Here is a 25,592-nt window from a genome sequence, read left to right on the forward strand (position 1 = left end):
CAAGAGGGAGGGGCCCCGGTACGTGACGCGCGCGACGCGTACCGGGGCCCCTCCCCTTTTTGCTCCTACGGCCTGCGGGCCGAGGTGACCCGGTAGACGTCGTAGACGCCCTCCACACCGCGTACGGCCTTCAGGACGTGGCCCAGGTGCTTCGGGTCGCCCATCTCGAAGGTGAAGCGCGAGGTGGCCACCCGGTCACGGGAGGTCTGGACGGCCGCCGACAGGATGTTGACGTGCTGGTCGGAGAGGATCCGGGTGACGTCGGAGAGGAGCCGGGAGCGGTCCAGCGCCTCGACCTGGATGGCGACCAGGAAGACCGAGGACTGCGTGGGGGCCCACTCGACCTCCAGGATCCGTTCGGGCTGCTGCGAGAGCGACTCCACGTTGACGCAGTCGGCGCGGTGCACGGAGACGCCGCTGCCCCGGGTGACGAAGCCGATGATCGGGTCGCCGGGGACGGGCGTGCAGCAGCGGGCCAGCTTGACCCAGACGTCCTCGACGCCCTTGACGACGACGCCGGGGTCCGCGTTGGCGCGGCGCTTGCTGCGGCCGCCGTGCGAGGGCGGGGTGGCCTCGGCGAGGTCCTCGTTGGCCTCGTCGTGTCCGCCGAGCGCCTGCACCAGCTTCTGTACGACGCCGGCGGCGGCGACATGGCCCTCGCCGATCGCCGCGTACAGCGAGGAGATGTCCGGATAGCGCATCTCGTGGGCGAGGGTGACCAGGGAGTCGCCGGTCAGGATGCGCTGGATGGGCAGGTTCTGCTTGCGCATGGCGCGCGCGATGGCGTCCTTGCCCTGCTCGATGGCCTCGTCGCGGCGCTCCTTGGAGAACCAGGCGCGGATCTTGTTGCGGGCGCGCGGCGACTTGACGAAGCCGAGCCAGTCCCGGGAGGGCCCGGCGCCGGCCGCCTTGGAGGTGAAGACCTCGACCAGATCGCCGTTGTCGAGCGTCGATTCGAGCGGGACGAGCCGCCCGTTGACGCGTGCTCCTATGGTCCGGTGGCCGACCTCGGTGTGGACGGCGTACGCGAAGTCGACGGGGGTCGCGCCGGCGGGCAGCGCTATCACGTCGCCCTTCGGCGTGAAGACGAAGACCTCGTTGCGCGAGAGGTCGAAGCGCAGGGACTCCAGGAACTCGCTGGGGTCCTCGGTCTCCTTCTGCCAGTCCAGGAGCTGGCGCAGCCACGCCATGTCGTTGACGGTGTCCTGGCCGCGCCCGGTGCTCCTGGGTACGTCGGTACGCACCTTGGAGGCGCCGGCGGAGGGCTCCTGCTTGTACTTCCAGTGGGCGGCGATGCCGTACTCGGCGCGGCGGTGCATGTCGAACGTACGGATCTGGAGCTCGACGGGCTTGCCGCTGGGACCGATCACCGTGGTGTGCAGTGACTGGTACATGTTGAATTTCGGCATCGCGATGTAGTCCTTGAACCGCCCGGGAACCGGGTTCCACCGGGCGTGGACGGTGCCGAGCGCCGCGTAGCAGTCGCGGACCGTGTCGACGAGGACGCGGATGCCCACCAGGTCGTAGATCTCGGCGAAGTCGCGGCCCCGCACGATCATCTTCTGGTAGACGCTGTAGTAGTGCTTGGGGCGGCCGGTGACGGTGGCCTTGATGCGGGCGGCGCGCAGGTCGGACTGGACCTCGTCGGTCACTATGGCGAGGTATTCGTCGCGCTTGGGGGCCCGCTCGGCGACCAGCCGGACGATCTCGTCGTACATCTTGGGGTAGAGGATCGCGAAGGCGAGGTCCTCCAGCTCCCACTTGATGGTGTTCATGCCCAGCCGGTGCGCCAGCGGGGCGTAGATCTCCAGCGTCTCGCGGGCCTTCTTCTCCTGCTTCTCCCGCTTGAGGTAGCGCATGGTGCGCATGTTGTGCAGGCGGTCGGCGAGCTTGATGACCAGGACCCGGGGGTCCTTGGCCATGGCGACGACCATCTTGCGTACGGTCTCGGCCTGGGCGGCCTCACCGAACTTGACCTTGTCGAGCTTGGTGACGCCGTCGACGAGCAGGGCGACCTGGTCGCCGAAGTCGCGGCGCAGGGTGTCCAGGCCGTACTCGGTGTCCTCGACGGTGTCGTGCAGGAGTCCCGCCATCAGGGTCGCCGGGTCCATGCCCAGCTCGGCGAGGATCGTGGTGACGGCCAGCGGGTGGGTGATGTAGGGGTCGCCGCTCTTGCGCTTCTGGCCCCGGTGCCAGCGCTCGGCGACCTGGTAGGCCTTCTCGATCTGGCGGAGCGTGGCCGTCTCGATCTTGGGGTCGTTGCCCCGGACCGTACGCAGGAGGGGTTCCAGGACCGGGTTGTACGGGCTGGAGCGCTGTACGCCCAGTCGGGCGAGGCGGGCCCGCACACGGTTGGAGGAGCCGCCGGTGCGGGAGGCGGACCCGGTGGGGGCCCCGGCCTTCGCGGGGGGGCCGGGCGGCGGGGGCTTGGGCGCGGCGGCGGCCGGTTTCCTGACCGGCGGCTGCGCCGGGCTCCCGGTCCCGGCCTCTTCCGGCGGGGCCCCGGGGGCCCCGGGCTTCGCGGGAGGGGCTGCTGGCTCGGCGGGCTTCGCGGCGGCCGGGGGTCGCTCGGCGTCGGCGGCGGGCTCGGGGGGCGCGGGCTTCGGCGCGTTCGAGGGCGCGGCCTTTTGCGGCGTGGCGGGGGCCGCCACGGGCTTGTCGGGCTGCGGGGCGGCGGCTGACTGGGCCTCGTCTGGCAAGAGCGCTCCTCGTGCGGATCCGGGGTACCCGGAGAGCCCATGGTATCGATCCCCCGGCGGGACCTCGCCCGGGGACGGTGGGAGCCTGCACAACGAGGGACGGGCACCCGGTGTTCCCGGGTGCCCGTCCCTCGTGCTCGGTGTCCGCCGCCGGTCCCTCGTGCTCGGTGTCCGCCGCCGGATGCGTACCGGCGGATCAGACCGTGATCAGGGCCTCCAGCGGTGCGCCGGCGAGGCCCGGCTCCAGCCGGGCCCGGCCCGCGAGGAAGCCGAGCTCCATGAGGACCGCGACGCCCGCGACCTGGGCGCCGGCCCGCCGGATGAGCTCCAGCGAGGCCTCGGCGGTGCCGCCGGTGGCGAGGACGTCGTCGATGACCATGATCCGGTCCTCGGCGTCGAGGTCCTCGGCGTGGATCTCGATCTCCGCGCTGCCGTACTCCAGCTCGTAGGACTGGCTCAGCGTGGCTCCGGGGAGCTTCCCGGCCTTGCGGACCGGGATGAACCCGATGCCCGCCCGGACCGCGACGGGCGCGGCCAGGATGAAGCCGCGGGCCTCCAGGCCGACGATCTTCGTGGCGCCGTGCCGTACGCACAGCTCCACGAGGGCGTCGGTGAGCGCTGTGAAGGCCACCGGGTCCGCGAGCAGCGGGGTGATGTCCTTGAACATCACGCCCGGCTTCGGGTAGTCCGCGACATCGCGGATCCGGCTGAGCAGCAGCTCCCGGGTGGATTCGGTGGTACTGGTCATCACTCAGCGCTTCCCGGGGGTACGGCCGGGCGACCGGGGCTGGCCGATCACCGTGCCCACCGTCTCGACGTCCGGGGAGCCGTCGTCCCGCCGGTCCTCGGGGCCGTCGTCGTCGGGGGACTCGCCCTTGGCGGCCGCGGCGGCCCGCTTGGCCAGGACCCGCTTCTTCAGCGCCTTCATCTGCGGGTCGCGTTCCTTGAGGTCGGCGACGAGCGGCGTGGCGATGAAGATCGAGGAGTAGGCGCCGGCGGCGAGACCGACGAACAGCGACAGCGAGATGTCGTTCAGCATGCCCGCGCCGAGGACGCCGCCGCCGATGAACAGCAGACCGGCCACCGGCAGGAGCGCCACCACGGTGGTGTTGATGGAACGGACGAGGGTGCTGTTGATCGACCGGTTGGCGATCTCGCTGTACGTGAAGCGGGTCTGCTTGGTGATGTCCTTCTGGCCCTCCTTGAGGCTGTCGAAGACCACCACCGTGTCGTACAGGGAGTAACCGAGAATGGTCAGCAGACCGATCACCGTGCCCGGGGTGACCTCGAAGCCGACCAGGGCGTAGACACCGACCGTGATGGTGATGTCGTGGATCAGCGCGATGAGGGCGGCGACGGCCATCCGCCACTCGAAGGCGATGGCCAGATAGATCACCACCAGGATCATGAAGACCCCGAGACCGGTCCACGCCTTGTTGGCGATCTGCTCACCCCAGCTGGGGCCGACCAGATCCGCGTTGATGTCGTTGGCGGGGATGCCGAGCTCGTCGGAGAGCGTCTCCTTGATCTCGTTGGCCGTGGCGGTGTCGACCTCGGTGATCTGGATGCGCAGACCGCCGTTGCCGAGCTCCTGGACGATGGCCTGGTGGCCGGAGGCCTCGGTCGCCACGTCCGTGGCCTGGACGGTCGAGATCCGGGCCTTGGTGTCGGTCGTGAAGACCGCGCCGCCCTCGAACTCGATGCCCATGCGGAGGCCGCCGACCGCCACGCCGATGATGGCCGTGATGGTGATCAGTATCGAGACGCCGTACCAGATCTTGCGGTTGCGGATGAAGTCGTAGCCGACCTCGCCGCGGTAGAGCCGGGCGCCGAGATTGCCGAGTCGCGACATCTCACGCCTCCTTCGGTTCGGTGGGGGCGTTGACACGGCGCGAGCGGCGCAACGGCGGCTGGGCGCCGAGCCGCTTCGGGTCCAGCCCGGACCACGGACCGCCCCGGGAGAAGAACTTCGTCCGGCCCATGAGCGTCATCAGGGGCTTGGTGAAGAGGAACACGACGACGACGTCGAGGAGCGTGGTGAGGCCGAGCGTGAACGCGAAGCCCTGCACCTTGCCGACGGTGACGATGAAGAGCACCGCCGCCGCCAGGAACGACACGAAGTCGGAGACCAGGATGGTGCGCCGGGCACGCGGCCAGGCGCGCTCGATGGCCGGACGGAGCGTGCGTCCCTCGCGGATCTCGTCTCTGACGCGTTCGAAGTAGACGATGAAGGAGTCCGCTGTGATACCGATGGCGACGATGGCGCCGCAGACCGCCGGCAGGTTCAGCGCGAAGCCGATGGCCGGGCCCAGCAAGGCCATGATCGTGTACGTCAGGATGCCGGAGACCAGCAGACTGAGCAGCGCGATGAACGCGAGACCCCGGTAGTAGACGACCAGGTAGATGATGACCAGGGCCAGACCGATCGCACCGGCGATCAGGCCCGCCTGGAGCTGGTCGCTGCCGAGCGCCGCGGTCACCGTGGTGACGCTGACCTCCTCGAAGGTCAGCGGCAGTGCGCCGTAGGACAGGATGTTGCCGAGGTCCTCGGCCGACTGCTGGTCGAAGCTGCCGGAGATCTGGGCGTTCTTGCTGAGCGCCGTGCGCACCGAGGGAGCGGAGACGACCTCGCCGTCGAGGACGATCGCGAACTGGTTCATCGGCGGCTGCTGCTGCGAGAGCCGGCCGGTGATCGTCTGGAACTTCTTGGCGCCGGCGGAGGTGAACTCCATCGACACGATCCACTGGCCGGTCTGCTGCTCGATGGCGCCCTTGGCGTCGTCGACGTCGCTGCCGGAGACCTCGGCGGGGCCGAGCACGTACTTCTCGTAGCTGCCGGGGACGTTCGAGCCGCAGGCGACGATCGGGTCGGTGGGCTTGGCGTCCTGGCCGGCCTCCGCGCGCTGCTTGGGGTCGGTGCAGTCGAGCTTGGCGAACTCCTCCTGGAGCTTGGCCATCGCCGGGTCCGCGGAGGGCTGCGCCTCGGGGGAATCGGACGGCTTCGGCTCGTCGGAGGCGCCGGGGGTCGGGTCGTCCTTCGTCAGGGCTCCGGTGACCGCGCGGCCCTGGGTGGTGGCGGTCGCCGAGGGGGTGGCCTCCGAACCGGTGGCCTCCTCACCCTCGGGCTTGTCCTCGCCCTTGGCCTTGTCCTCACCCTCGGCGGACTCGTCGGCCTTCGGGGTGGCACTGCCCGACGGGGTCTCGGAACCGGAGGGCGTGGGCTGCTCGGGGCCGCTCGCCTGCACCGTCAGAACAGGCCGGAAGTAGAGCTGGGCGGTGGTGCCGACCTGCTCCTGGGCCTGCTTGGAGTTCGTCCCCTTGGGGATGTTGACGATGATGTTCTTCGAGCCCTGGGTCTGGACCTCGGCCTCGGAGACGCCCAGACCGTTGACACGCCGCTCGATGATCCCGACCGCGGTGTTCATGTTGGTCGGGTTGATCGCGTTCGGCTTGCCGGGCTGGTTCTGCGCTTCCAGCGTGATCGACGTCCCGCCGGCCAGGTCGATGCCCAGCCGGGGCGTGGTGTGCCCGGACAGGAACAACCCGCCGGTGAGCGCGACCATGGCGATGAGGATCAGAACCAGGGCACGCCCTGGCCTGCCCTGACCGCCGGACGGCCCTCGGCCCTTCTTGGGTGCTGCCACCTTCTCGTTTCTCCCTGTCCAACCGCCCCGCGCCGGGTACGCGCCCGAGCGGCCACGAAGTGTAGTGGGGACCCTGCCCCCGCAGACGACCGCACGGTCCTGGGGACGTCGCGCACCGGTGGGCGCGCGACGTCCCCGGGATCGTGAGAACTACTTGGAGTCGCTCTCGCCGTCGGTCTTGCTCTCGCCCTTGGCGTCCTTGGCGTCCTTGACCGCAGCTTCCTCGGTCCCGGAGGCGTCGGCCGCTTCGTCCTTGCCCAGGTCGATCTTGGTGATCTCGGCATCGGACTCACCGGTCAGCGAGGAGGCGTCGTCGGGAACGACGGTGCCGTCCGCGTCCAGCTCCTGGTCGTCGCCGTGCACGATGCGGTTGTACTCCGCGTCGTCCAGGACAGCGCCGATCGAGTTCTTCGCGTAGATGGCGTGCACGCCGGGGGCGACCTCGAGGAGAACGGTGTCGTCGTGGACTTCCTTGACGGTGGCGTACATGCCCCCGATCGTCCGGACGCCGGTGCCGAGCTGCATGTCATTGCGCATCTGCGCGGCCGCCGCCTGCTTCTTCTTGGCGGAGCGGGTCATCAGGAACATGGCCCCGATGAGCACGATGAAGGGGAGAAGAGTCAAGATATCCACGGGACGGGAATTCCTTCGCACGACCGCGCTGGAATGCGGCCTGTATACGGGGGTGGGTACACCGACCGGTAAGGGCGGCGTCGGCGGAGTCTAAGCGAGTCCGCATCAATGGAACAACGCCCAGCATGGCACCCGGGTTCCTGCGGACGCGAACCTGTGACGCATCACGCCCCGAACAGACCCTGTTGTCCCTTTGCTCCGTGCTGCGGCGGGACCAGTCCCAGATGCGCCCAGGCCGCCGGGGTGCCGACGCGGCCGCGCGGGGTCCTGGCCAGCAGTCCTTCCCGTACGAGGAAGGGTTCGGCGACCTCCTCGACGGTCTCCCGCTCCTCCCCCACGGCGACCGCCAGCGTGGACAGGCCCACGGGTCCGCCGCCGAAGAGTTTCAGCAGGGCGCCGAGGACGGCACGGTCCAGCCGATCGAGTCCGCGGGCGTCAACCTCGTACACCTTGAGGGCCGCCATCGCGATCTCCCGGTCGATCACTCCCTCCGCCTTGACCTGGGCGTAGTCGCGGACCCGGCGCAGCAGGCGGTTGGCGATACGGGGGGTGCCGCGGGAGCGTCCGGCGATCTCGGCGGCGCCCTCCACGTCGATGCCGACGTCGAGCAGGCGGGCGGAGCGGTGGATGACGCGTTCCAGTTCGGCGGGGGCGTAGAACTCCATGTGCCCGGTGAAGCCGAAGCGGTCGCGCAGCGGGGGCGGCAGCAGCCCGGCCCGGGTGGTGGCCCCGACGAGGGTGAACGGGGGCAGTTCGAGCGGGATCGCGGTGGCTCCGGGGCCCTTGCCGACGATGACGTCGACGCGGAAGTCCTCCATCGCCATGTAGAGCATCTCCTCGGCGGGCCGGGACATGCGGTGGATCTCGTCGAGGAAGAGGACCTCGCCCTCCTGGAGGGAGGAGAGGATCGCCGCGAGGTCCCCGGCGTGCTGGATGGCGGGGCCCGAGGTGATCCTGATCGGGGCGTTCATCTCGGCGGCGATGATCATCGAGAGGGTGGTCTTGCCGAGGCCGGGGGCGCCCGAGAGCAGCACATGGTCGGCGGTGGCGCCGCGGGCGCGGGCGGCCTTGAGGACCAGGTCGAGCTGTTCGCGGACCTTCTCCTGGCCGACGAACTCCTCCAGGTCCTTGGGACGCAGGGCCGCCTCGACCGCGGTGTCCTCGCCGTCCGCGTCCGCGTCGACCAGCCGGTCGTCGAAGACCGGGCCGGTCGGCTCGTCGGTCTCGGGTCCGGTCTCGTCCCAGTTCATGTGAGGGCCTCTTCGGTGGTTCGGTGCCGGTGCCGGGTCAGCGTGCGCGGTTGAGGGTCTGCAGGGCGGCCCGCAGCAGCTGCGGCACGGGGGGTGCGGCGCCCTCGGCGACGGCGGCCTCGGCCTGCGGGGCGACGGCGTTGACCGCTTCGTCGGCCTCGCGGCTCGCGTAACCGAGGCCGATCAGGGCGGCCTGCAGCTGGTCGCGCCAGCCGGAGGTGACGGGGGTGCCGATGCCCTGCTGGCCGATGTGCGCGCCGACCGGCTCGCCGAGCCGGTCCTTGAGCTCCAGGAGCAGCTTCTGGGCACCCTTCTTGCCGATGCCGGAGACGGCGGTGAGGGCCTTCTCGTCGCCGGTGGAGACCGCGAGGCGCAGGGCGTCGGGGCTGTGGGTGGCGAGCATCGCCTGGGCGAGGCGGGGGCCGACGCCACTGGCGGTCTGGAGCAGCTCGAACACCTGCCGCTCGTCGTCGTCCCGGAAGCCGTACAGCGTGAGGGAGTCCTCGCGGACGACCAGCGAGGTGGCGAGCCGGGCCTCCTTGCCGACGCGCAGGTCGGCGAGGGTGTGCGGGGTGCACTGGACGGCCATGCCGATGCCGCCGACCTCGATGACGGCCGTGGTCGGGGTGAGGGCGGCCACCGGGCCGGAGACGAAGGCGATCATGCGGTGCGGCCTTTCAGCGTGCGAGGCGTGCCGGACGTACTGGGCGTGCTGGGCGTGCGAGAAGCGCCGGCCGCGCCGGGCGTACGAGATGTGCCGGGGGTGCCGGGCACCACGGATGTACGGGACGCGCCGGGCATCCGGGACGCACCGGACGTCCGGTGGGCGGCGACGGCCTGCTGGAGCCGGTTCTGCGCGGGGGCGCGCCAGATGTGGCAGATGGCCAGGGCCAGGGCGTCGGCGGCGTCGGCGGGCTTGGGCGGTGCGTCCAGCCTCAGCAGCCGGGTCACCATCGCGCCGACCTGGGCCTTGTCCGCGCGGCCGGTTCCGGTGACCGCGGCCTTGACCTCGCTGGGGGTGTGCAGGGCGACGGGGATGCCGCGGCGGGCGGCGCAGAGCATGGCGATCGCGCTGGCCTGGGCGGTGCCCATCACCGTGCGGACGTTGTGCTGGGCGAAGACGCGCTCCACAGCCACGTAACCCGGGGAGTGCTCGTCCAGCCACTGTTCCACGCCCTGCTCGATGGCGACGAGCCGGTCGCCGAGCTCGGCGTCGGAGGGGGTCCGCACGACGCCGGCACCGATCATGGTCAGGGGTCTTCCCGCGACTCCCTCGACCACGCCGACACCGCACCGGGTCAATCCCGGGTCAATACCCAGAACCCGCATGGAGCCCCCTGTCCTCGCCGTGCACCGCGCCCGCTCGATCTGCCGCGCCCGCTCGATCATCTGTTCCCGCAGGCTATCGGCTCGCACTGACAAACCGTCGCAACCGACAAGACGACGGGCCGACGGGGTGTGTCCCCGTCGGCCCGTCGCACGGGGCCGTGTCCGCCCTGCCGGCCGTGCCGTCAGGCGTCGACCTTCTCCATGACCTCGTCGGACACGTCGAAGTTGGCGAAGACGTTCTGCACGTCGTCGCTGTCCTCCAGTGCGTCGATGAGCTTGAAGATCTTGCGGGCGCCCTCTTCGTCCAGCTCGACCTGCATGGTCGGCAGGAAGTTGGCCTCGGCGGAGTCGTAGTCGATGCCCGCCTCCTGGAGCGCGGTGCGCACCGCGACCATGTCGGTGGCCTCGCTGACCACCTCGAAGGTCTCGCCGAGGTCGTTGACCTCCTCGGCGCCCGCGTCGAGGACCGCGCCGAGGACGTCGTCCTCGGTCAGCCCGCCCTTGGGCACGATCACGACGCCCTTGCGGTTGAACAGGTACGAGACGGAACCCGGGTCGGCCATGGAGCCACCGTTCCGGGTCATCGCGACACGCACGTCGGAAGCGGCACGGTTGCGGTTGTCGGTGAGGCACTCGATGAGCACCGCGACACCGTTGGGGCCGTAACCCTCGTACATGATCGTCTCGTAGTCGGCGCCGCCCGCTTCGAGACCGCCTCCGCGCTTGACCGCGGAGTCGATGTTCTTGTTCGGGACGGAGCTCTTCTTCGCCTTCTGGATGGCGTCGACGAGCGTGGGGTTGCCGTCGGGGTCCACGCCGCCGGAACGCGCCGCGACCTCGATGTTCTTGATCAGCTTCGCGAAGAGCTTGCCGCGCTTGGCGTCAATCACGGCCTTCTTGTGCTTCGTCGTAGCCCATTTAGAGTGGCCGGACATCTGCCTTCTCCTTCGCGTCACCAAAATCGAGTCGAACCCGAGAGATCCTACCGGGGTCCGCTCAGTTCACTGCGCGCACCATGTCCACGAACAGAGCGTGCACGCGATGATCGCCGGTCAGTTCGGGATGGAACGACGTAGCGAGGACATTTCGCTGCCGTACGGCGACGATGTGGCCGCCGTGCTCCGCGATGACCTCGACCTCGGCGCCGACGGACTCGACCCAGGGCGCCCGGATGAACACGCCCTCCACGGGACCGCCTTCGATCCCCTCGACCTCGACCGCGGCCTCGAACGACTCGTTCTGCCGGCCGAAGGCGTTGCGCCGCACGATCATGTCGATGCCGCCGACGGTCTCCTGACCCGAAGCGGGGTCTCCCGCGCTCGAACGGAGTCGGGCGTTCGGGGAAGGGTTGAGGATCTTCTCGGCCAGCAGGATCATTCCGGCGCAGGTGCCGTAGACCGGCATCCCGGCCCGGACCCGCTCGCGCAACGGCTCCATCATGCCGAAGAGCACGGCCAGCTTGGACATGGTGGTGGACTCGCCGCCGGGGATGACCAGACCGTCGACCTCGGCGAGCTCCTCGGGGCGCCGGACCGGCCTGGCCACGGCGTCCGCCGAGGCCAGGGCGATCAGGTGCTCCCGTACGTCGCCCTGGAAAGCCAGCACGCCGATCAGGGGGGTGTCGCTCATCAGTGGTTACCAGCCGCGGTTGGCGTAGCGCTCGGACTCGGGCAGCGTGTCGCAGTTGATGCCGACCATGGCCTCGCCCAGGTTGCGGGAGGCGTCCGCGATGACCTTCGGGTCGTCGTAGAAGGTGGTGGCCTTCACGATGGCGGCGGCGCGCTTGGCCGGGTCGCCGGACTTGAAGATGCCGGAGCCGACGAAGACGCCCTCGGCGCCGAGCTGGCGCATCAGCGCGGCGTCGGCGGGGGTGGCGACGCCACCGGCGGAGAACAGCACGACGGGCAGCTTGCCGAGCTCCGCGACCTCCTTGACCAGCTCGTAGGGGGCGCGCAGGTCCTTCGCGGCGGCGTACAGCTCGTTGTTGTCGAAGCCGCGCAGCCGGGCGATCTCGTTCTTGATCTGGCGCAGGTGGCGGACGGCCTCGACGACGTTGCCGGTGCCGGCCTCGCCCTTCGAGCGGATCATGGCAGCGCCCTCGGCGATACGGCGCAGCGCCTCGCCCAGGTTGGTCGCGCCGCAGACGAAGGGGGTGGTGAAGGCGAACTTGTCGCTGTGGTTGACCTCGTCGGCCGGTGTCAGGACCTCGGACTCGTCGATGTAGTCGACGCCGAGGGACTGGAGCACCTGGGCCTCGACGAAGTGGCCGATGCGGGACTTGGCCATGACGGGGATGGAGACGGCCCCGATGATCTCCTCGATCATGTTGGGGTCGGACATCCGGGCCACGCCGCCGTCCTTGCGGATGTCGGCCGGGACCCGCTCCAGGGCCATGACGGCCACGGCGCCCGCGTCCTCGGCGATCTTCGCCTGCTCGGCGTCGACGACGTCCATGATCACGCCGCCCTTGAGCTGCTCGGCCATGCCGCGCTTGACGCGGGCGGTGCCGGTGGCGGGGTACTCGGCGGACTGCGGGGTGCTGGGAAGCGTGGACACGGGACCTCACTCGGTGAAAGACGCTGGAGACTGCATCGCCGAGCAAACGCTGTGGGACCAGTCCACGGCAAGGGCCAATGGACAGGCCGTGGATCGTTTTGGCCCTGGACCGGCCGACAGGCCCCAGGGCCTTTCGTTTGGATCAGGTCGGATCAGGGAGCGGGGTCCGGTGCGTGCAGCTGCAAGGCGGAGGAGGGAGTCGACGCGGAGCGTCGGAGACTGACGACAACGCGGCAGATGTGCGTGCCGGACCCCGCGAGCCCGACATGATCCAAACGAGAGGCCCTAGGTGCCGGGGCGGTCCGCGAGGGCCACCGGCGGGGCGTCGTCCATCTCGAAGGCGAGCGGGAACGGCGCGTGCCCGGCCAGCCGGAAGAGCCGGACGGTACGGTGCCGGCGCAGGGCACGGGCGGCGCGTACGGAGTCGTTGTGGAAGCGCCGGGCCATGGGGACACGGCGTACGGCGGCGGCCAGTTCGGTGGCCGCCTCCTCGCCGCCGGGGATCTCCTTCACCGCGTCGACCTGGACCGGTTCACCGAAGACGGCGCGCAGGGCGGTGCTCAGTTCGCTCTCGGCGACCTCGCGGTGGTCCTCCTCGGCCTGCCGGGCGGCGTGCGCGGCCTCGTACAGGACGATCGAGGCGGCCGGGTCCAGGACGCCGGAGGTGGCCAGCTCCTGGGTGACCGAGGCGCGGCGCAGCAGTTGGGCGTCGAGGGCGGCGCGGGCGGCGTCGATCCGGGAGTGCAGGCGGTCGAGCCGGCCGGCGGTCCAGCTGAGGTACACGCCGACCGCGATGAGGGCGAGGACGATCCAGACGATGAGGGTTACGGTCACGGGCCCACACGCTACCGTCGCCGGCGGCCCCGGCCCGCACCCCCGTCACGTACGGGCCCGGGGGGGGCTCATTCCCGGGCGAGTCCGAACCGGGCCCGCAGCCCCGGGCGTTCGTCCGCCGCGACCGAGGCGGCCCCGTCGGTCACCGTCTCGTACACCGCGAGGATGTCGGCCCCCACCGTCGCCCAGTCGAAGCGCCGTACGTGGGCCTCGCCGCGCTCGCGCAGTCCGGCCCGGCGCTCCGGGTCGCCCAGCAGCCGGATCGCGGCGGCGGCCAGCGCGTCGGCGTCCTCGTTGGCGAACAGGTCGCCCGCCGCACCCTGGTCCAGCACCTGCGCGAAGGCGTCCAGGTCGCTCGCCAGCACCGGAGCACCGGCCGACAGCGCCTCGACCAGGATGATGCCGAAGCTCTCGCCGCCGGTGTTGGGGGCCACGTACACATCGACGCTGCGCAGCAGCCGGGCCTTGTCCTCGTCGCTGACCATGCCGAGGAACTCGACGCGCTCGCGCACTTCCTTCGGCAGCGAGGCCACCGCCTCCTCCTCGTCGCCGCGCCCGGCGACCAGCAGCCGGGCTCCGGGGCGGGCGGCGAGGATCGCGGGCAGTGCCCTCATCAGGACGGGCAGGCCCTTGCGGGGTTCGTCGATGCGGCCGATGAAGCCGAGGGTCTGCCCCTGCCATGCGGCCTTCGGCTCGGCCTTGGCGAAGAAGCCGACGTCGACACCGTTGGGGATGAGGACGGCGTCGCCGCCGAGGTGTTCGACCAGCGTGCGCCGGGCGTACTCGCTGACCGCGATCCGGGCACTGATCTTCTCCAGCGCGGGCTGCAGGATCGGGTACGCGGCGATCATCGCCCGGGAGCGCGGGTTGGAGGTGTGGAAGGTGGCCACGATCGGGCCCTGCGCCGCCCAGCAGGCCAGCAGACCCAGCGAAGGGGAGGTCGGCTCGTGGATGTGGATCACGTCGAACGTGCCGTCGTGGAGCCAGCGCCGCACCCGGGCCGCCGAGAGGAAGCCGAAGTTCAGCCGGGCGACGGAGCCGTTGTACGGGACGGGGACGGCCCGGCCCGCCGAGACGACGTAAGGGGGCAGCGGTGTCTCGTCGTCGGCGGGGGCCAGGACGGAGACCTCGTGGCCGAGCCGGATCAGGTGTTCGGCCAGGTCCCGGATGTGGAACTGCACACCGCCCGGTACGTCCCAGGAGTACGGGCAGACGATGCCGATCTTCACGTGGGTTCCCCCCGGGGGTCCAGGTCGTCCAGCCAGAGCCGCTGGAGCATGTGCCAGTCCTGCGGGTGCCCGGCGATGCCGCCGGCGAAGGCGTCGGCCAGTGCCTGGGTCATGGCGGAGGTCTTCTCGGCGCGGGTGCCCTCCCGCGGCGCGTAGACCGCCGGGTGGATGCGCGCCTTCATCACCGGTGTGCCGTCGTACCAGAGGGTCACCGGCAGCAGCAGCGCGCCGGTCTGCTGGGCGAGCAGCGCCGGGCCCGCGGGCATCCGTGCGGTGGCGCCGAAGAACGACACCTCGACGCCGGAGGCGGACAGGTCCCGGTCCGCGACCAGGCAGATCAGGCCGCCCGCGCGCAGTCGGCGGGCCAGGGTGCCGAAGGCGGACCCGCCGCTGTGCGGCAGGACCTCCATGCCCAGGCCCTCGCGGTAGGCGACGAACCGGTCGTAGAGCGTCGCCGGCTCCAGCCGTTCGGCGACCGTGGTGAAGGGGACCTCGAGGTCGGTGGTGACCCAGGCTCCCGCGAGGTCCCAGTTGCCCAGGTGCGGCAGGGCGATGATCACCCCGTTCCCGGCGTCCAGGCCCTCGGTCAGGTGGTGGACGTCCTGAACGTCGATGCTGTTCCTGATGCGCTCCGGGGTCCAGGTCGGCAGCCGGAACGACTCCATCCAGTAGCGCATGTAGGAGCGCATCCCGGCCCGCGACAGCTCGGCCAGCCGCTCCGGGCCCGCGTCGGGGACGACCCGCGCCAGGTTCGACTCCAGACGCAGCACGCTCTTGCCGCGCCGCTTCCACGCCTGGTCGGCGATGGTGCGGAAGAGGCGGGCGGCGGCGGGCTCGGGCAGCTTCTTGACGGCGCTCCAGCCCAGCCCGTACAGCCCGTCGGTGATCCGGCCCTTCAGATCGGACGCGCCGGCGCTCACCGGTCGGCCTCGCTCCCCTGACCGGCGGAGCCGGCGGCGGACGCGTCCGCGGCGGTCTGTGCCCCGGCGGCGGCCTCCGCGGCGTCCGCCTCGGCGGATTCGCGGCGTACGGTCACCACGCGCTGGATCAGCGTCACCAGGCTGCCCGCGGCGACGATCCACAGCGCGATCGGCAGCAGGACGTCGATGCCGGGGACGCCGAACGTGTGCAGTCCGGCGAGACCGGCGGCGACCAGCGAGATGACCAGGCGCTCGGCGCGCTCCACCAGGCCGTTGACCGCGACCGGCAGGCCGATCGACTCGCCGCGCGCCTTGGTGTACGAGACCACCTGGCCGCTGGCCAGGCAGAAGATCGCGACGGCGCACAGGATGTTGTCGTCACCGCTGCCCGCGTACCAGAGGGCGAAGCCGGCGAAGATCGCCCCGTCGGCGACCCGGTCCAGCGTCGAGTCGAGGAACGCGCCCCAGCGGCTGGAGATCCCGGCCTGCCGCGCCATGTTGCCGTCGACGAGGTCGGAGAAGACGAAGACCGTGATGACGATCGTGCCCCAGAAGAACTCCCCCATCGGGAAAAAGACCAGCGCACCTGCCATCACTCCGGCCGTGCCGATGAGAGTGACCGCGTCGGGGCTGACCCCGAGGCGGAGCAGCAGAGCGGCGAACGGTGTGAGGACACGCGTGAAGAATGCACGCGCGTACTTGTTCAGCATGGCCTTCCCGAGGGTTCGGTTCGCCGAGCGGCCCCTTCGGCCACCGGCTGGCCCATCGTAGTCACCGCCGGTGCCTTCCACCGGACGGGCACCCGCCGCCGGATGTCACACGGGCTCCCGCCCAGGCCCCCCGGGGGCTGTGCGCGACGTATGGACGAGGCCCCGCTCCGGTGCCAAGCTCGAAGGACCGCGGGCGTCGCCGAAGCCGCCGCGGCGGCCTCCCCGAGCACCCGTGACCACCGCTGCTCCGCGCGCGGTCGCCCTCCCCCGCACCGCGCCGTCGACCGGGAGGCACGCACCATGGGCGACAAGGCACACGCACACCCCGGGGCCGCCGGAGGAGCACCGACGGCCGGCCACCCCTCCGCCGTACGGAACGTGGTGCTGGTCGGCCCCAGCGGATCGGGCAAGACCACACTGGTCGAGGCGCTGGCCCTGACGGCGGGAGCCGTGAACCGGGCCGGGCGGGTCGAGGACGGGGCGACCGTCTCCGACTACGACGGGATCGAGCAGCGCCGACGGCGTTCCGTACAACTCTCGCTGATTCCGGTGGCCTGGGACGGCTGCAAGATCAATCTGCTGGACACCCCCGGCTACGCCGACTTCGTCGGGGAGCTGCGGGCCGGTCTGCGCGCGGCGGACGCGGCGCTCTTCGTCGTCTCGGCGGCCCAGGACGCGGCGTCCGTGGCCGCGACCACCCGGGCCGCGTGGGAGGAGTGCGCGCTCGTCGGTATGCCGCGCGCGATCGTCGTCACGCACCTGGACACCGCCCGCACCTCCTACCGGGAGATGCACCGGATCTGCGCCGAGGCCTTCGGGGGCGAGGACCCCGACGCGGTACTCCCGCTGTACCTGCCCGTGCTGGGGCCCGAGGGCGCCGACGGGCACGCCCCGCTGACCGGGCTCACCGGGCTGCTGAGCCGGCGGATCCTCGACTACTCCTCGGGGGAACGCGCCGAGCGGCCGCCCGCGCCGGACCAGGAGGAACCGCTGCGGGAGGCCCGGGACCGGCTGATCGAGGGGATCATCGCCGAGAGCGAGGACGAGTCCCTGATGGACCGCTATCTCGACGGCGAGGACATCGACGTCGCGACGCTGATCGGCGATCTGGAACGGGCCGTCGCCCGGGGCTCCTTCCACCCCGTCCTCACCGCGGCCCCGGCGGCCGAGGGCGCCCGCCAGGGCATCGGCACCGTGGAGCTGCTGGAGCTGATCACCCGCGGTTTCCCGACCCCGCTGGAGCGCACCCCGCCCGTGGTCACCACCCCGTCGGGCCGGCCGCGGCCCGCCCCGGTCTGCGATCCCGACGGCCCGCTGGTCGCCGAGGTCGTCAAGACGGCCTCCGACCCGTACGTGGGCCGGGTCTCGCTGGTCCGCGTCTTCTCCGGCACCCTGCGCCCCGACGACTCCGTGCACCTGTGCGGCCACGGCCTGGACGCGGCGGGGCACGCGCCGCGTCCCGATCACGAGGCGGAGATCCGCGTCGGGGCGCTCACCTCGCCGTTCGGCCGCCGGCAGCACCCCCTGGACCGGTGCGTCGCGGGCGATCTGGCGTGCGTGGCCCGGCTCGGCGGGGCGGAGACCGGTGACACGCTCTCCCCGGCCGACGATCCCGTCCTGATCGAGCCCTGGTCGACGCCGGACCCGCTGCTCCCGCTGGCCGTACGGGCGCACGGCAAGGCGGACGAGGACAAGCTGTCGCAGGGCCTGGCCCGGCTGATCGCCGAGGACCCCACGCTGCGCCTCGAACAGAACCCGGACACCGGTCAGGTCGTCCTGTGGTGCCTGGGCGAGGCCCATCAGGAGGTCGCCCTGGAGCGGCTGCGCGACCGTTACGGCGTGCAGGTCGACGCGGAGCCGCATCTGGTGCCGTTGCGCGAGACGTTCGCCGGGCGGGCGGCCGGGCGCGGACGGCACGTCAAGCAGTCGGGCGGGCACGGCCAGTTCGCGATCTGCGAGATCGAGGTGGAGCCGTTGCCGCCGGGCTCCGGCATCGAGTTCATCGACAAGGTCGTCGGCGGTTCGGTGCCGCGTCAGTTCATCCCCTCGGTGGAGAAGGGCGTGCGGGCCCAGGCCGCCCGGGGGCTGGCCGCCGGACACCCCCTGGTCGACGTCCGCGTCACGCTGCTGGACGGCAAGGCGCACTCGGTGGACTCCTCCGACGCCGCCTTCCAGACCGCTGGGGCGCTCGCGCTGCGGGAGGCCGCGTCCGACACCCGTATCCAGCTCCTTGAACCGGTGTGCGAGGTGAGCGTCCTGGTCCCGGACGACTACGTGGGGCCCGTGATGAGCGACCTGTCGGGGCGGCGGGGCCGGGTCGTGGGCACCGAGCAGAGTCCGGGCGGGCGCACCCTCGTGCGGGCCGAGGTGCCGGAGATCGAGGTCGGCCGGTACGCGGTGGACCTGCGCTCCCTGTCGCACGGCACCGGCCGCTTCGACCGTGCCTACGCCCGGCACGAGGCGATGCCGCCGCAGGTGGCCGACCGGGTCCGCGCGGAGCGGTCGGACGGGCCGCCCGGCGCGTGACCGGCGCACGGTCGCACACGCCGCCCGCGTCCGGGCCGGTGACGGGTGGTGCGGTGATCCGGACGATACGCTGTGGTGGCAGCTCAGAAAGGTATGCCGCGTACGGTAGTTGGGCACACCGCAGGAGCAGACGTGCGGCGAGTGGGGGCGACAGGTGGCCAACGACGGATTCGACTTCTCACCCGGGGCCCAGATCCCGATCCAGGGCGCGGGCGGCCAGACCGTGGCGACCAATGCCCTGGCCTCGGCGGCGTATCGGGACAGTCCGGTGGAGACGATCCTCGACGCCAACAGCGAGTGGCACAAGTCCGAGGTGAAGCCGGGCTCCTCCAAGCTCTTCAAGTCCGACTACTTCAAGCCGAATCTCGGTGAGGCGTTCGCCCGTGCCGTCCAGGAGCGGATGCTCGGCGGCACCCGCAAGGCGCTCATCCAGTCCTTCGGCACGGACCCGCAGACCGTGGTGGAGCACTGTCTGTCGGCGAACAACCTGCGCAAGGCCCGTGACACCCGTCTCACCCTGGTGACCGTGGTGTTCGGCCTCCTGTTCCTGCCCGGCATGCTGGCCTGGGTGATCGTCTTCCGGGGCCGGGACGCGCTCAACAAGTCCAAGGACACGGCGTTCCGCGCGGTCGGCACGGTGCTCCTGGCCGCCTTCGGGGTCGGCGCGCTCGTCCTGATGGTCAGGCTCCCCCTGGACGGGCTGCTCGCGCTCTACATCCGGGGCGCGCTCGTCGCCCCGGTGATCGGCTGGCTGATCGCCAAGCGGATCGCGGAGACCTCGGCCAAGGACATGCGGGCCCGGTGGGAAGGCCTGCTCTCCGGCGCCGGGGTGATCGCGAAGATCCCCGAGGCGGTGCCGAAGAATCCCAACGAGACCGCCCGCGAGGCCCTGCGGCAGGGTCTGGAGAAGCTGTCGGCCGAGCAGCAGTCGAACGCCGTCTTCTACGCCGGCCCCAAGGGCGTCCTCGGGATGGGCACCCGCTGGGGCAGCTGGCAGCTGGCCGAGGAGCTGCTCCCCAAGGACCCGACGAAGGAGATCCACCAGTTCCGCAGCTGGGACCTGATCCGGATAATCCACGACCAGCTGAAGATGCTGGAGCGCGGACCGCTGAACACCGGCGGGTTCCCCAAGCCGGCCGTGAAGCACTGGATCGTCTCGCCCATCGGGGAGAACGCCGACTCCGTCACCCGCCCCGACGGGGAGGACGTCGCCACCTTCCAGGTGAAGCCCCACGAGATACAGCGGATCTGCAACCACCAGCAGTTCGGCAGCGGTGACCGGCACTATCTGGGTGTCCAGTTCACCCTGTGGGACGGCCAGTTGGTGATCACCATGATGATCACCGTCACGGTGCTCCACGAGACCCTGCGCATCGAGGTCACGGGCCATGCGCTCGGGCCCGTGCACAGCCTGTTCCTGTCCAAGCCGGCGGCGAAGAAGAAGACGGTCAACAAGACCGTCCGCTTCTGGGAGACCCGGGACGTCCAGCTGGCCCTGGTGGACGCCAAGGAGGTCGTCCGGCTCGCCCTGCGGGCCCCGCTCACCTGGTATCCGCCGCTGCTGGACTACCTGGGCGGGAAGATAGTGCTGCCCGAACCGTTCGGGCTGCGGCACGCATGGGCGGCCAAGCCGTGGAACCACCGCTTCATGGCGGACGACGCGATGCGCGCCGCCACGCCGGTGCTGCGGGCCGTCCATACGGCGGCGATGCGGGTCCTCGCGGAGAACGGCGTCGACACGGAGCGCTTCGACAACCGCTCGATGATACTGAGCGGCCTCGTCCAGGACCCGGCCCCACGCAAGGCCGACGTCTACGACGCGTAGCCAGGTGAGTGGGGCCCGGCCGGGCCCCGCTCGCGCCGCGCTCAGTGAACCGGCAGCTCGCCCGTCGGCCAGGCGTCGGCCAGCATCGCCCGGGTGTCGCCCAGCAGCTGGGGCAGCACCTTGGTGTGGCCGATGACCGGCATGAAGTTGGTGTCGCCGCCCCAGCGCGGCACCAGGTGCTGGTGCAGATGAGCGGCGATCCCGGCGCCGGCCACGGACCCCTGGTTCATGCCGATGTTGAAGCCGTGTGCCCCGGAGGCCGCCCGCAGCGCGACCATCGCCCGCTTGGTGAAGTCCGCCAGCTCCGCCGTCTCGGGGCCGTCCAGTCCGGTGTAGTCGGCCACATGACGAAAGGGAACGACCATGAGGTGGCCGCCGTTGTACGGATACAGGTTCAGCACCGCGTAGACGTGCTCGCCGCGCGCCACGACCAGCCCGTCCTCGTCGGATTTCGCGGGGATCGAACAGAACGGACAGCCGTCCTCGGCACCCGGGCCGCTCGGCTTGTTCTCGCCCTGGATGTACGCCATCCGATGGGGCGTCCACAGACGCTGGAATGCGTCGGGCGTCCCCACGCCGATCTGCCGCTCCGGCTCACTCGTCATGCCGATCAGCATATTGCGTCACCCCGGCGGAGCGTGTCGCCGGGGCCTCGCCGTCCGGCCGCCCGCGATGCTGAGGCGATGAGCGACCGACCCGCCCCCGAGGCACCCGCCCGGCTGACCCGCTGGGAGCAGCGCACGGAGGTCCCGCTCTTCGTCGCGGGGCTGCTCTTCCTCGCGGGGTACGCGGTCCGGGTGCTGACCCCGCACGAGGCCGAGCCCTGGAACGGCATCGCCCTGATCCTCGTCTGGTCGACCTGGCCGCTGTTCCTCGCGGATTACGTGACGCGGCTGCGGCTCAGCGGCCTGGGCGCGCGCTTCGTCCGCGCCCACTGGCTCGACACCCTGGTCCTGCTGCTGCCGTTGCTGCGCCCGCTGCGGATGGTGCAGGTCTATACGGCGGTGCAGCGCCGCCGCGACCGGCCACGGCTGAGCCTGTACGCGCGTGTGATGACGTACGCGGGCCTGACAGCCGTCCTGCTCGGCTTCGCCGCCTCGCTCGCGGTCTACCACCTGGAGCACACCGCCCCCGACGCCTCCATCCGTACCTTCGGCGACGCGGTGTGGTGGGCGTGCGCGACGCTCACGACGGTCGGTTACGGGGACGCGGCCCCGGTCACGTTCTGGGGCCGGACGGTCGCGGCGGGGGTGATGGCCTGCGGTCTGGCGCTGCTCGGGGCGGTGACGGGGTCGTTCTCGTCGTGGATGATCCAGGTGTTCACGCGGGAGGACGAGAAGCGGCCCCCGGAGCGCGGGTAGCGGACGCTGTCGGTGTCAACAGCGTCCGCGGGCAGCGCTCCAGGGGCCGCTCCTGCCGTACGGATCAGACCTGTACGCGGTCCTCGACGGCCTTCGCGATCTTGGCGAGGGCCTCGTCGACCGGGATGCCGTTCTCCTGCGAACCGTCGCGGTAGCGGAAGGAGACGGCGCCGTTGGCCATGTCCTCGTCACCAGCGATGATCATGAAGGGCACCTTGGCCTTCTGCTGGTTGCGGATCTTCTTCTGCATCCGGTCCGACGAGGCGTCCACGTCCACCCGCAGCCCCTGCTTGCGCGCCTTGGCGGCGAACTCCTGGAGGTAGGGGATGTGGGCGTCGCCGATCGGGATGCCGACGGCCTGGACCGGGGCGAGCCAGACCGGGAAGGCGCCCGCGTAGTGCTCCAGGAGCACGGCGAAGAACCGCTCGATGGAACCGAACAGAGCACGGTGGATCATGACGGGGCGCTGCTTGGAGCCGTCGGGGCCGGTGTACTCCAGGTCGAAGCGCTCCGGCAGGTTGAAGTCGAGCTGCACGGTCGACATCTGCCAGGTGCGGCCGATGGCGTCCTTGCACTGCACGGAGATCTTCGGGCCGTAGAACGCGGCGCCGCCCGGGTCCGGGACCAGGGGCAGCCCCTGCTTCTCGGCGACCTGACGCAGCGTCTCGGTGGCCTCTTCCCAGGTGTCGTCGGAGCCGACGTACTTCTCCGGGTCCTTGGTGGAGAGCTCCAGGTAGAAGTCGGTGAGCCCGTAGTCGCGGAGCAGGTTCAGCACGAAGGTGAGCGTGCGGTCGAGCTCCTCCGCCATCTGCTCCTTGGTGCAGTAGATGTGCGCGTCGTCCTGCGTGAAGCCGCGCGAGCGGGTCAGGCCGTGCACGACGCCCGACTTCTCGTAGCGGTACACCGTGCCGAACTCGAAGAGGCGCAGCGGAAGTTCGCGGTAGGAGCGGCCGCGCGCGTCGAAGATCAGGTTGTGCATCGGGCAGTTCATCGGCTTGAGGTAGTAGTCCACCCCGTCGTCGAGCTGCATGGGCGGGTACATGCCGTCGGCGTACCAGTCCAGGTGGCCGGACTTCTCGAAGAGCTTGCCCTTGGTGGCGTGCGGGCTGTAGACGAACTCGTAGCCCTCCTCCTCGTGACGGCGGCGCGAGTAGTCCTCCATGGCCCGGCGGATGACGCCGCCCTTGGGGTGGAAGACCGCGAGGCCGGGGCCGATCTCGTCGGGGAAGGAGAAGAGGTCCAGCTCGTTGCCGAGCTTGCGGTGGTCGCGCTTGGCGGCCTCCTCCAGGAACTCCAGGTGCGCCTTCAGCTCGTCCTTGGTGGGCCAGGCGGTGCCGTAGATGCGCTGGAGCATCGGGTTCTTCTCGCTGCCGCGCCAGTACGCGGCGGCGTTGCGCATCAGCTTGAACGCCGGGATGAACCGGGTGGTGGGCAGGTGCGGACCCCGGCAGAGGTCCTTCCAGCACAGGTCGCCGGTCTTGGGGTCGAGGTTGTCGTAGATGGTCAGCTCGCCGCCGCCCACCTCGACGTCCGCGCCGTCGTCCGAGGACGCCGAGCCCTTGATGCCGATGAGCTCCAGCTTGTACGGCTCGCCCGCCAGCTCCTCGCGGGCGGCCTCGTCGGAGACCACGCGGCGGGAGAACTTCTGGCCGCGCTTCTGGATCTCCTGCATCTTCTTCTCGATGGCCTTGAGGTCCTCGGGCGTGAACGGCTTCTCGACGTCGAAGTCGTAGTAGAAGCCGTCCTTGACCGGCGGGCCGATGCCGAGCTTGGCGTCGGGGAAGAGCTCCTGCACGGCCTGGGCCATGACGTGCGCGGTGGAGTGGCGCAGGATGTTCAGGCCGTCCTCGGAGGAGATCTCCACCGGCTCGACGCTCTCGCCGTCCTGGAGCTCGTAGGAGAGGTCCTTGAGCTCGCCGCCGATGCGCGCGGCGACGACGGTGCGCTGACCGGGGAAGAGCTCGCCGGCCGTCGTGCCCGTCGTCACCACGTGCTCTTCCCGCTCGGAATCGCGTTGGATGATCACACGGACGTCTGACACCGGTCTCTCCTGACTGAGGGGGCGCCCGTTTCGTATCGCACGGGCAAGGAGAATCGTACCGAGCCGTACGCCCCCGATGCGAACGCCTTCCTGCCGGCTACGGCTCCTCCCCCGCGCACGCCTCCTCGAAGTGGTCGACGTTCTCCTGGAGGGCCTTCATCAGCCGGTCCCGCTCCGCCTCGTCGACCTGGACGGGCGCGACCTGCGAGGCCCCGGTGAGCCGCCGGAAGCCGCCCCGGTTCTCCAGCCGCCCCTCCACCCGCAGCGGCAGCCCCACGAGGTGGGCGTGGCCCGCGATGCGGTACGCCTCCTCGTCCAGCTCCACGCGTACGTGCGCGACCTCCGCCCCGGCCAGCACCCTCAGCCGTACGATCCCGGCGCCGCGCGGCCCCGAGCGGCGCAGCCGGACCACCGCGCCGGTCAGCCGCACCTGCACGGCGGGTTCGTCGCGGAGGTAGCGGGCTCCGGCGGCGCGCAGGGCGGGCAGGTCGCCCGGGGAGAACTCGACGGGCGCGGGGCGGGCCGGGCAGCCGTCCGGGGTGCCCGCGGCGGGCGCCCACCGCAGGTCGATCCCGGCCCCCTCGGAGCCGCGCACCAGGGCGATCAGCGCCTCGGTCAGCTCCCGGCCGGCGCCCGCCGCGACCGCGCTGTCGAAGGCCTCCATGCCGCCGGTGGCCCGCTGGTAGTCCACCGCCTCGCGGGTGGCGTGCAGCGCGTGGCAGAGCTGAACGGCGACGGCACGCCCGGAGGCTACGGGTACGTACGCGGTGAGTCCCCGGCCGCCGGCTCCGGGCCCGATCAGGGCGTCGCCCAGGGCGGCCCGCGCCTTCCTGCGGTGCCGGGCGCCGTGGTAGCCGGCCCGGCCGCGGGCCGCGAGCGCCCCGGCCATGAGGACCTGCCGGGCGGCCGAGCGCAGCTCCTCGCTCTCGGTCCAGCCCGAGGCGCCGACGGCTCCGGCCGCCGACTCGGGGACCTCGCGCCACCAGCGGATCTCGTCGCTGGGCACGGTGAGGGAGACCAGGATGTCGCGGGCGCGGGGGTCGGCGCTGCGGCCGAGGGCGTCGAGGGCCTCCTCGATCAGCTCCCCGCTGTCGGGAAAGGCCGCGCTCTCGGGCACCAGCAGGCTCGTCGCCCCGGTGGCGGAACCGGGCGGGGTCCAGCGGCCGTACCGTCCCGGGGCTCCCCCGCGCCGCTGCCAGCCGTGCCGGCGCAGGAGGGCGGCGAGGACGGCGGGGTCGGGCAGCTCCGCTCCGGCCACGGCGGCCGGCGGGGGTCCGGGGCGGGCGGTGGGGTGCGAGCGGGCGGCGGGCAGTCCCGCTCCGCCCGTGGGCTCGTCCATCGACCGGTGCATCAGGGTCTCCCTCCGGCCCCGACCCGGGCCATGATGTCGCAGAGTGCGCGGTCGTCGAAGATCCGCGAGGTCGGGATGCGCACAGTGGTCCGGTACCGGCCCGTCACCGCGTGGCCGGCCAGGTTGGTCCAGTAGCAGCAGTGGCGCAGGTCGAGACTTCCGGGGCCGGCGCGCAGCCAGTCGTCCTGGCTGCGGGGCACGAGCATCACGACCAGGATCTTGTGCACCGACACCGGGCTGCGGGCGAGCTTGAGGAGGTGGGCGTTGTCGAGCGTGAAGGAGAACGCCCCGCCGACCGGGTGCGGCGGTATCTGGTAGGTGCACTTGAGCTGCACCTTGATGGTCACTTCGTCGTCGACGGCGTGGGCCGGGGCGCCGTGGCTGACGTGCCAGTCGATGCCGTTGTCGGGGAAGGGCTGGGACAGCGAGCATCCCGCCGCCGCCGCGACGGCGTGCAGATAGCCCACCTGAAGGGTCTCCATGCAGGCGGTGGTGGCGAGGGAGCCGCGCAGCGGTGCGTCGGGCCGCTGCGGCGGCCGCGGCCCGAAGGCCTCGGCGTGGGCGGGTCCCCCGGGGTCGGGCTGCGCGAGCGCCATGGCTCCGTGTGCCTTCCGGGCGTGCCGATCGATGGCAGGTGACCTGCCGGCGGGGTGTCGTGGGCTGGGCGGATCGACGGACGCCGAC

Annotated in this window: 22 protein-coding genes; 3 read left to right on the top strand and 19 right to left on the bottom strand. The window is 71.3% G+C overall.

All coding sequences use genetic code 11. The features are described from left to right. Window positions 1-65: 65 nt before the first annotated feature. The 15 genes from ACGF2Y_RS09290 to pgsA all read right to left on the bottom strand — a co-directional run bounded on the left by ACGF2Y_RS09290 (window position 66) and on the right by pgsA (window position 15,804). Complete coding sequence (locus ACGF2Y_RS09290; protein ID WP_392944496.1) at window positions 66-2,699, bottom strand: RelA/SpoT family protein; 2,634 nt, start codon at window positions 2,697-2,699, stop codon at window positions 66-68. A gap of 196 nt (window positions 2,700-2,895) precedes the next feature. Beyond that, window positions 2,896-3,447: an adenine phosphoribosyltransferase gene (locus tag ACGF2Y_RS09295; RefSeq protein ID WP_392944498.1), complete on the bottom strand. Its 552-nt coding sequence runs from the start codon at window positions 3,445-3,447 to the stop codon at window positions 2,896-2,898. Window positions 3,448-3,450: 3 nt separating this feature from the next. After that, window positions 3,451-4,551 (bottom strand): protein translocase subunit SecF, encoded by a 1,101-nt coding sequence (secF, locus tag ACGF2Y_RS09300; RefSeq protein ID WP_392944500.1) that lies wholly within the window; start codon window positions 4,549-4,551, stop codon window positions 3,451-3,453. Between the two features lies 1 nt (window position 4,552). Further along, window positions 4,553-6,343: a protein translocase subunit SecD gene (gene secD / locus ACGF2Y_RS09305; RefSeq protein ID WP_392944502.1), complete on the bottom strand. Its 1,791-nt coding sequence runs from the start codon at window positions 6,341-6,343 to the stop codon at window positions 4,553-4,555. A 150-nt stretch (window positions 6,344-6,493) separates the two neighbouring features. Next, complete coding sequence (yajC, locus tag ACGF2Y_RS09310) at window positions 6,494-6,976, bottom strand: preprotein translocase subunit YajC (RefSeq protein WP_392944504.1); 483 nt, start codon at window positions 6,974-6,976, stop codon at window positions 6,494-6,496. Between the two features lie 164 nt (window positions 6,977-7,140). Further along, window positions 7,141-8,226, bottom strand: a complete 1,086-nt coding sequence (gene ruvB / locus ACGF2Y_RS09315; protein WP_392944506.1) for a Holliday junction branch migration DNA helicase RuvB — start codon at window positions 8,224-8,226, stop codon at window positions 7,141-7,143. Window positions 8,227-8,263: 37 nt separating this feature from the next. Next, window positions 8,264-8,890 (bottom strand): Holliday junction branch migration protein RuvA, encoded by a 627-nt coding sequence (gene ruvA / locus ACGF2Y_RS09320; RefSeq protein WP_392944508.1) that lies wholly within the window; start codon window positions 8,888-8,890, stop codon window positions 8,264-8,266. Continuing rightward, complete coding sequence (gene ruvC, locus ACGF2Y_RS09325; RefSeq protein ID WP_392944755.1) at window positions 8,887-9,555, bottom strand: crossover junction endodeoxyribonuclease RuvC; 669 nt, start codon at window positions 9,553-9,555, stop codon at window positions 8,887-8,889. The genes ruvA and ruvC overlap by 4 nt, the downstream gene beginning before the upstream one ends. A 182-nt stretch (window positions 9,556-9,737) precedes the next feature. Further along, window positions 9,738-10,490 carry a YebC/PmpR family DNA-binding transcriptional regulator gene (locus ACGF2Y_RS09330; RefSeq protein ID WP_392944510.1) on the bottom strand — a complete coding sequence of 251 codons (753 nt, stop codon included), beginning with the start codon at window positions 10,488-10,490 and terminating at the stop codon, window positions 9,738-9,740. Window positions 10,491-10,551: 61 nt separating this feature from the next. Further along, window positions 10,552-11,184, bottom strand: coding sequence for a pyridoxal 5'-phosphate synthase glutaminase subunit PdxT (pdxT, locus tag ACGF2Y_RS09335; protein ID WP_392944512.1), 633 nt, complete (start codon window positions 11,182-11,184; stop codon window positions 10,552-10,554). Between the two features lie 6 nt (window positions 11,185-11,190). Next, the gene (pdxS, locus tag ACGF2Y_RS09340; protein WP_018960500.1) at window positions 11,191-12,111 is read right to left on the bottom strand and encodes a pyridoxal 5'-phosphate synthase lyase subunit PdxS; all 921 of its coding nucleotides are present in this window, start codon (window positions 12,109-12,111) and stop codon (window positions 11,191-11,193) included. A gap of 285 nt (window positions 12,112-12,396) precedes the next feature. Then, window positions 12,397-12,945, bottom strand: coding sequence for a hypothetical protein (locus ACGF2Y_RS09345; RefSeq protein WP_392944514.1), 549 nt, complete (start codon window positions 12,943-12,945; stop codon window positions 12,397-12,399). 68 nt (window positions 12,946-13,013) lie between these two features. Beyond that, window positions 13,014-14,174 carry a glycosyltransferase family 4 protein gene (locus tag ACGF2Y_RS09350; RefSeq protein WP_392944516.1) on the bottom strand — a complete coding sequence of 387 codons (1,161 nt, stop codon included), beginning with the start codon at window positions 14,172-14,174 and terminating at the stop codon, window positions 13,014-13,016. Further along, on the bottom strand, window positions 14,171-15,094 hold the full coding sequence (locus tag ACGF2Y_RS09355) for a phosphatidylinositol mannoside acyltransferase (RefSeq protein ID WP_392944518.1): 924 nt from the start codon (window positions 15,092-15,094) through the stop codon (window positions 14,171-14,173). Before ACGF2Y_RS09355 ends, ACGF2Y_RS09350 begins: the two co-directional genes overlap by 4 nt. Beyond that, complete coding sequence (pgsA, locus tag ACGF2Y_RS09360; protein ID WP_392944520.1) at window positions 15,091-15,804, bottom strand: phosphatidylinositol phosphate synthase; 714 nt, start codon at window positions 15,802-15,804, stop codon at window positions 15,091-15,093. The genes ACGF2Y_RS09355 and pgsA overlap by 4 nt, the downstream gene beginning before the upstream one ends. A gap of 300 nt (window positions 15,805-16,104) precedes the next feature. Here pgsA and ACGF2Y_RS09365 point away from each other — a divergent pair, with 300 nt between their 5' ends. Both ACGF2Y_RS09365 and ACGF2Y_RS09370 read left to right on the top strand, forming a co-directional pair. Then, window positions 16,105-18,330: an elongation factor G-like protein EF-G2 gene (locus ACGF2Y_RS09365; protein ID WP_392944522.1), complete on the top strand. Its 2,226-nt coding sequence runs from the start codon at window positions 16,105-16,107 to the stop codon at window positions 18,328-18,330. Between the two features lie 154 nt (window positions 18,331-18,484). After that, window positions 18,485-20,155 (top strand): hypothetical protein, encoded by a 1,671-nt coding sequence (locus tag ACGF2Y_RS09370; RefSeq protein ID WP_392944523.1) that lies wholly within the window; start codon window positions 18,485-18,487, stop codon window positions 20,153-20,155. Between the two features lie 41 nt (window positions 20,156-20,196). On the opposite strand, the gene ACGF2Y_RS09375 is transcribed toward ACGF2Y_RS09370, so the two are convergent. Continuing rightward, entirely contained in the window at window positions 20,197-20,772 is a 576-nt protein-coding gene (locus ACGF2Y_RS09375) for an HIT family protein (RefSeq protein ID WP_392944525.1), read from the bottom strand. Window positions 20,773-20,838: 66 nt separating this feature from the next. On the opposite strand from ACGF2Y_RS09375, the gene ACGF2Y_RS09380 reads away from it, so the two are divergent. Continuing rightward, on the top strand, window positions 20,839-21,516 hold the full coding sequence (locus ACGF2Y_RS09380) for a potassium channel family protein (protein ID WP_392944527.1): 678 nt from the start codon (window positions 20,839-20,841) through the stop codon (window positions 21,514-21,516). A 64-nt stretch (window positions 21,517-21,580) separates the two neighbouring features. On the opposite strand, the gene thrS is transcribed toward ACGF2Y_RS09380, so the two are convergent. From thrS to ACGF2Y_RS09395, 3 genes are all read right to left on the bottom strand, one after another. After that, a complete protein-coding gene (gene thrS, locus ACGF2Y_RS09385) occupies window positions 21,581-23,557 on the bottom strand; it encodes a threonine--tRNA ligase (RefSeq protein ID WP_392944529.1) in 1,977 nt (658 codons plus the stop codon). A gap of 97 nt (window positions 23,558-23,654) precedes the next feature. Beyond that, window positions 23,655-24,908: a hypothetical protein gene (locus ACGF2Y_RS09390; protein ID WP_392944531.1), complete on the bottom strand. Its 1,254-nt coding sequence runs from the start codon at window positions 24,906-24,908 to the stop codon at window positions 23,655-23,657. Further along, window positions 24,908-25,504: a DUF4365 domain-containing protein gene (locus ACGF2Y_RS09395; RefSeq protein ID WP_392944533.1), complete on the bottom strand. Its 597-nt coding sequence runs from the start codon at window positions 25,502-25,504 to the stop codon at window positions 24,908-24,910. The genes ACGF2Y_RS09390 and ACGF2Y_RS09395 overlap by 1 nt, the downstream gene beginning before the upstream one ends. Between the last annotated feature and the right edge of the window lie 88 nt (window positions 25,505-25,592).

The sequence above is a fragment of the Streptomyces sp. NPDC048142 genome (genome assembly GCF_043202835.1).
Lineage (GTDB): Bacteria > Actinomycetota > Actinomycetes > Streptomycetales > Streptomycetaceae > Streptomyces.